The sequence below is a fragment of the Helicobacter sp. MIT 14-3879 genome (assembly GCF_003364125.1).
In genome coordinates this window covers 1-7,332 of sequence record NZ_NXLP01000060.1, presented here as the reverse complement: position 1 = coordinate 7,332, position 7,332 = coordinate 1, and the positions used below count along the sequence as shown (strand labels likewise).

At 34.2% G+C, this 7,332-nt stretch carries 4 protein-coding genes and 1 rRNA gene; 2 read left to right on the top strand and 3 right to left on the bottom strand.

Going from position 1 to position 7,332, the window contains the following annotated elements; all coding sequences use genetic code 11:
• Positions 1–104: ribosomal RNA gene (locus tag CQA44_RS10665) — 16S ribosomal RNA — on the bottom strand; the annotation flags it as partial.
• A 1,441-nt stretch (positions 105–1,545) separates the two neighbouring features.
• Entirely contained in the window at positions 1,546–3,342 is a 1,797-nt protein-coding gene (locus tag CQA44_RS10660; protein WP_115547218.1) for an AAA domain-containing protein, read from the bottom strand.
• 197 nt (positions 3,343–3,539) lie between these two features.
• Here CQA44_RS10660 and CQA44_RS10655 point away from each other — a divergent pair, with 197 nt between their 5' ends.
• Together CQA44_RS10655 and CQA44_RS10650 are read left to right on the top strand one after the other, a co-directional pair.
• On the top strand, positions 3,540–4,385 hold the full coding sequence (locus tag CQA44_RS10655) for an ATP phosphoribosyltransferase regulatory subunit (protein ID WP_115547217.1): 846 nt from the start codon (positions 3,540–3,542) through the stop codon (positions 4,383–4,385).
• Positions 4,382–5,689 (top strand): adenylosuccinate synthase, encoded by a 1,308-nt coding sequence (locus tag CQA44_RS10650; protein ID WP_181881880.1) that lies wholly within the window; start codon positions 4,382–4,384, stop codon positions 5,687–5,689. Before CQA44_RS10655 ends, CQA44_RS10650 begins: the two co-directional genes overlap by 4 nt.
• Positions 5,690–6,627: 938 nt before the next feature.
• Here the strand turns inward: CQA44_RS10650 and CQA44_RS12680 are convergent.
• A complete protein-coding gene (locus CQA44_RS12680) occupies positions 6,628–6,786 on the bottom strand; it encodes a hypothetical protein (protein WP_181881879.1) in 159 nt (52 codons plus the stop codon).
• Positions 6,787–7,332 lie beyond the last annotated feature (546 nt).

The following is a 7,332-nucleotide window of genomic DNA, read 5'->3' as shown; positions in this document are numbered from 1 at the left end:
GCCACTAATCCATCTCTAGCAAGCTAGAGACTTCATCGTTCGACTTGCATGTATTAGGCACGCCGCCAGCGTTCACTCTGAGCCAGGATCAAACTCTCCATAAGAATTTATGGAAGTTTGAGCCAAAATCAAATAATGACACAAACTCTCCATAAGAATGAAAAGTTTAACATTCAATAATCAATGCGACTCTTCATTAAGAATGAGCTAGTCTAAACCAGCTCTTATGTTTAAGGCAAATCACTATTATAAAAATAGTAAATTCCCTATTCATTATTTATACAAATAACTCCAATAATCTCGTAAAACATTAATGTTCATTATTAACATCATAGAATTATTGAGAGATTTTGTTAAATAATGTCAAATCTTCTTTAATAACATCAAGTTATTGAAGTTATTGCAAAAAATTTGTCTTGATTATAGGTGATTGAGAGTTTATCCTTATCTCATGTGTTATCACAAAGACTTCAACTCACTCAATTAAGATAGCGTCTTAAGATAATATTGTATTCCAACATCCATGCAGTCTAGTAAAAGACTTTTCTGCATAAAACGATATACAAATATCCTAACCAAATCATTACCTTAATGATAATAGTCGAGTTGTATGTAAGATATAACAACAATAAGATTAGTTTTATTATGATGATTGATAATTTTGTCGTATCACAAGTATCTTAAGTAATTATCTCTAAGAATAGAGATTCTCTCTACAAACAATGAATAGATTTAAAGTATTTTGTGTCATGAAAAAACTTCAATCAAATCTATTCCATTTCTGTATTAAGAATACAACATCTTATAGATGAATAAAGAATATAATAAAATAATCTTGCTTAGTTTTCAAAGATCATTGCTTTAAAATATTTAAAGTCAAATAACACTCTTGCCATAAAAAACTAAAACAAACACTGAAATACAGCTCTATTATGTTTAAAAATGACTTGAGAGTTGGAATTTTAGTGTCATTAAGCTTAAAATTTACTTAAATAACCGAAATTTATGGAGAGAATAGAGAAATTATTATATTTCAGCAAGAGTTGCAATTTTAAGGATTTATCTCTGCATTTTTACAATCTTTAAGAATATAGAAAGGAGTGATGTAATGATCACATCAGTGTGAAACATTGAATGAAAATTTATGTTGGTTTGATATTGAGGAATGTTATTCATTAAACTCCTCTTTGAGGATAGTATTCTCGCTCATTAAGCTAATCATAGTTTCTTGCAAAGTAAAATATTCTTCTTAGTCATAGTATGTCATAGTATTTATCTTTAGATATAGATTATAGAAGATAATCGATGCGATAAATCCTCTTAAGATTTTTAGTAGCAAGGCTAAATCAACACCACCTATTACAAATAAAAGCGAAGTTTTCCATCTTTTGTGTAATAAACAAACTTAACTCTTGCTCTTTGATGAGTGCGAATAGATAAGGTTCTTATGTTTGTTTGCGAATGAAGTGCATTGACACATTTCATGGATTACATAGCAATCATTTTGAAAGTTAAATTTAATCACAAATAAATAGAGGAAATGAATTAAAAAGGTAAATTTTCAGCCTTATGTATCTGGCTTGTGCGTTGATTATAGGGTTTTGCAATTTGTAGAAGAGAGCAAATAAGCTGTCCACTTCTTCTTATCCAAAAATCATAATCACATACCAAAATAAGCTCTCTTTTTAATCTGCTAATAGCCACGTTGAGTGTAAATAATGCGCTTTGGTTATAAGAATCTGTCATATATTTACTGAATTTCACGGGAGAAAAAATGATTGTGTCAAATTCCTTACCCTGTGATTTATGAATAGTAAAAACATGATTGCGTGGTATTCCCTTTGCAATGAGCAGTTTTTGCTGATCGCGAAATGGGGTAAGCACACCATAGTCTCGAAAGTCTCTTATAATATTTACAATCGCATTTGCTTCAGCAATACTCTCATTATGTTGGCTAACCCCATACTGATGTTTTTCACCATAAGACTTAGAATCTATATAATACACTTCAGTTGTTGCTCCTCTCCCTTGCAAGCCGTTGTGATAGATATATTTATCTAATATTTGTGCAAGATTATTACCATAACGATGTGTGGTTGTGAGTTTATAATGAGCGATTTTTTGAAATTGTATAGAATCGTGATTATTGGTATGATGCAAATCAATATGATTTTGCAGCATGGATTCCAAAAACAATGTGCTAAGACTCCATAAACAAACAGAGTGTTTTTGAGATTTGATGATTGCTTCATTCATGAGGCAAATAGGCATAAGCTGTTTATGGTCGCCTAAAAGTGTTAATGGGATATTGAGATGTAGCGGAGGAATGATTTTTATTAGTGGAGAAAAAGCGCATTCATCAAGAAATATATGCACGAAATCAAGCATACTGAGAATCTGATAACGTTTCACAAAGGAATCTAATGTCAATCCCACTACATAGCAATCTTGCAATCTTTCTTTAAGGTTTTGTGTGGCAAATAACATTGTATCCTTTTGCTTCAGATTCTTTTTATCACTCTCTTCATCATCACTTTGCAAACATACTTCAGGGTAATGCTGCAAGAAATCGTTACTAGGCATGCCAAGACGCAAGAATCTTGAGCGCAAAATACCTTTTGCATCACATTTTTTTATAAGGGAGATAAAGATTTGTTCTAGGGCTGTGTTTGTTGGAGCGAGAATAAGGGCGCGCTTTTGTTGAGAAATGATATTTAAGAGGCAGGAAAAAAGCACAATTTGTGTTTTACCGCTACCGCTTATTCCCCAAATGTAGCTTATAGGATGGGAGAATATTCCTTTAATTGCTTCTTTTTGCTCATTGCTCACCATAGAATCAAGAGAAATTTTCAAAGCAATGGGTTTGGCAGAGGGCAAGGCTAAATGCAGTTTTTGTTGGCAGAAAGAAAGAATATTCTTTACTAAAAACTTCAAATCTACAAAAAGATTAAGGTATTGCAAAATGTTGTTGGAGGATATGCTGATATTAGCCTTAGATTCTATGTTGCGAATCTTTTTTTGCAAAGTATTCTCTTCAAAGGTAATGCTTAACGTTCGGGTAAGCTCATTATAATTTTTCTTTTCTATGGAATCTAAATCAATCGCGGCATTGCCAATATAAAGCTGTAAATAATCTGTGGCAAAGAGACTTTGTTCAAGGACAAGAACAATAGTGTTGCATTGTTCTGTGGATTCTGATGAGATAATAGGGGTATTGGTTGTGGTCTTAAAACATAAGGTTGCCTTGAAAATCTTTATTTTTTCTATACCTAGATTGTATTCTTCTAGGTAATTGAGGTATTCTCTTGCAGAGTTGATAATATAATCATGCAGATGAGACATTATGATTTCCTATATGTTTTGTAAGATAGTATCCATGTTTTTACACACAACACAAGATTATGAATACCCCTCAAACAATACCTAAGATTAGGTAATTTTAGGTATAATGATAACTTGCTTTTTTAAGAAAAACAGCATTTAAGTATAGCAAAATTATGCTACAAAGAGAGCCTGAATAAACAATATAGGACAGTAATATGGTTTTAGAGCATGAGATTCCAAAAGGCAGTAAATTACATTTTGGATTGTCCGCTAGACTAAAAAGAAAAGTTGAGAATCTTAGCGCGGAGTTATTCTACCAGCACGGCTTTGAAGAGATTGCTAGCCCCATTTTTGTCTATCAAGAGCATCAAAAAAGCTTTCTTAATCGCGATGTTATCCATTTAAGCAGTGAACAAAATCATCAAATCGCTATGCGCAATGACAGCACGATAGATGTCATTAGAATTATTACAAAGAGGCTTGGCAGAACAACCAATCAAAAGAAGTGGTTTTATATTCAACCAGTCTTTAGCTACCCTACTACTGAACACAATCAAATTGGCGCAGAATGTTTAGATGAAAATCAAATACAAGATATGCTTAATTTGGGTATTGCAATTTTTAAAGCACTCGAGATTGCCCCCCTGTTACAAATTACTAACATTAAAATTGCAAAGCTTTGCGCGGAAGAAATGCAACTAGATTCTCAATATTTTGATAAGCTGCATATTGAGAAACTTCAAAGTATTAGCTTTCTTAAGAAGTTATTGCAAGTTAATACTCCAAGCGATTTAGAATCGCTCATATCTAGTATGCCGCAATTTTTACAAGCTGAATTGCAATATTTATTGCATTTGTGTTCCTGTGATTATCCACATTTGCTTTGTTCACCGTTATTGCCAGCTCCTGTAGATTATTATGATGACTTCTTCTTTAGAATGTTCTTAAACAACGCAACTTTTCTTGCGGGAGGTCGCTATTGTGTTGATAAAATCGGAAGTTGCGGTTTTGGAATCTACACAGATAATATTATCTATCGCTTACTTAAGGATAAAGGATAAATATGGCAGACGTTATTTTAGGTGTGCAATGGGGAGATGAAGGTAAGGGAAAAATTGTCGATAGTTTAGCAAAAAATTACGACTTTGTTGTGCGTTTTCAGGGCGGGCATAATGCTGGACATACACTCGTAATTGACAATGTAAAATACGCATTACATCTTATTCCTAGTGGAATCTTATATCCTCAATGTAAGAATATTATAGGCAATGGCGTTGTTATTGACTTCCAAGCATTAGATTCTGAAATGCAACAATTTGAAAGGCTTTTTAGCACAACGCAAAATTTTCATTCAACAACGGGAACTCTCTCCTCAAATAGCTGCCTGATTGATAGACTTTTTATCTCTAATAGAGCACATATTATTCTTCCTTATCATGTTGCGCTTGATCGCTTTATAGAAAATAATCGAGCAAAGACAAAAGGTTTAGAAGCAATAGGCACAACAGGTAAAGGTATTGGTCCATCATATAGCGATAAAGTTTCTAGGAATGGTATCCAAGTGGGAGATATATTTGATGAAGAAATCCTTCACACAAAATTACAAGCTAATCTTGTAAATTTAGCGCACTTACCTCTCGCTTTTGATATAGATTCGATGCTTTCTGAAATGAGAGGTTTCGCCAAGAGATTTGCGCCATTTGTAGCCGATACAACACAGATTCTATGGGAATCTACACGAAACAACAAGCGCATTTTACTAGAAGGCGCACAAGGAAGCATGCTTGATATTGACCATGGCACTTACCCTTTTGTAACAAGCTCGCATACGGGCATAGCTGGAGCGCTCTCTGGTACGGGATTGAACGCGCATGATATAGATTCTGTCATTGGCGTCATGAAAGCTTATTGCACGCGCGTTGGCAATGGTATTTTTCCTACAGAATTACATGATGAAGCAGGTAGATTTCTGCAGCAAAAGGGAATGGAATTTGGCACAACAACAGGCCGTCCTAGACGTTGCGGCTGGCTTGATTTAGTCGCAATCAAACATGCCATACGATTCAATGGCTGCACAAAACTTGCTATCATGAAAATTGATGTGTTGGATACATTGCATGAGGTAAAAGTTTGTGTGGGCTATGAATATGAGGGGGAAGTCATTGATTATATGCCTTATAATCTCAATGTTAAGCCAATTTATAAGAGTTTTTCAGGTTGGAATGGGAGTGCCCGTGTTCGTGAGTTCTCAAAGTTGCACGCAAATGCTAAAAGGTATATTGAGTTTATAGAAGAATATACGGGTTCTAAAGTATGGCTTATTTCAACGAGTCCCGAGAGAGAAGATATTATCGAAATTCCATAATATATTTCTAAAATTTCTAGCGTTTCTTGATGTTTCTAGTATTTGTTATATTTTATGGTTTTTCTAACAAGGTAAGATAGAATAAGAGAGAATGTTCCTCTCAAATATTCATAGCTAGATTCTACCAAGTCGTTGTCTTAAAAATTACTGCTGATATGGGCTTTAGATTCTTGAAAATTAGACATGACAGGTGAAAGTCTCACTGCCCTTGAGCGAAGAATAAATGACAACAACTTTCATATAAATGTATGGATTTGTATGAAAGTTGTTGTGCAAATATATTTTAGATTCTGTGAATTATCACAATAAGATGAGGTGCTAGTTTCATATCAGACTTCATGATTGCAAGATAGGAATTTCAGCAGTCTCAAAAATTAAGGATAGGATTTAATAACCTAAAAAGCTTTAGAATCTTTGAAAGTATCGAAAATATAGCAAGAGACGTAAGAATATTGATGAAGTTATTTCTATTTTGAGGTCTTGTAAGGCACAATGACTTTATCGCTATTGTGTCAAGCTTGTTGGCTGCTTGCTTTAGTGTGATATTCATGATTGGCTCATCTCTTGTTATAAGAAATCTAAACTAGACATTATTATGAAGGCTAGGAAATACATTATGTGTTTTTCAAGCCAGCAGATTCATAAAGAGCAGAGGCTGCTATTCATGAATCTGCTATGTGCCTTTTATGCCTCTATGTGTCTGCTATGCTCTTTGAGATAAGGGAGTGAAAAGGCACTCTCATATCCAATAGGAAGCATATCAATACAATCCGTTCTAAAGAAAGGCAGTAATTACCCCTTTCTCATTGTGAATCGCGTATGAGATTGAGCCTATTGACTTTAGCAATTTATGGCTAAGTTCTCTTAGGATAAGGAGGCTAAACTCTCACTCTCATTGCCACTTCCCCCTGTGCCTTATGGTTAAATCTATGCCTTAGTTAAAAAAGGGGGTGGGGGGATTCGAGATTCTTGTCCTGCCCTAATAGAATCTGCAAGGATACAATCTCACAGAGAATCTGCAATGGTATTCTGTGATGATAGAATCTTATAATGATAGCTCCTGCAGTGATAATAGAATCTTGCAATGATAGCATCATAATGATAGCCTAGAATCCCCCAAATGATTGTCTCTTACAAGCAGACAAATGGGCTTGTTATTCAGCAGTGTTGGATTACTCTAGCCATTAACAGACTTGATTGGACATTTCTACTATTTTCATCTCATTATCATTGATTTGCTCAACAATGTAATGCGCATTCACGGATAGTCCCTCTTTATCTTTACCGCATTCCCATTCTTCTCTAACAAGTGTTTTCGCACTTTTCCACAGACAACACCTATGGGGGTGTTTTTTGAATCTTGACAGAATGATAATTGTGTCTTGTAGTGGAATCTCATTGAGAAAGCACATCTCTTTTTTGATGCTTGCTATACTCTATAAGCTTCTTGTATATTTTTAGCCTTTAAGAGAGCTTTTTCGATTCTTATCCATTCACATAGGCTTTGTGTGCATTCTCTATCCATACAACTAGACAGATAAGAATAAGCTTTAATCAACAAACTCTCTATTTCTTTACAATTCATCTCTTGTTAGAGTAGGGCAGAATCTTTAGCATAGAGAAAATAACACACAATAAATAGG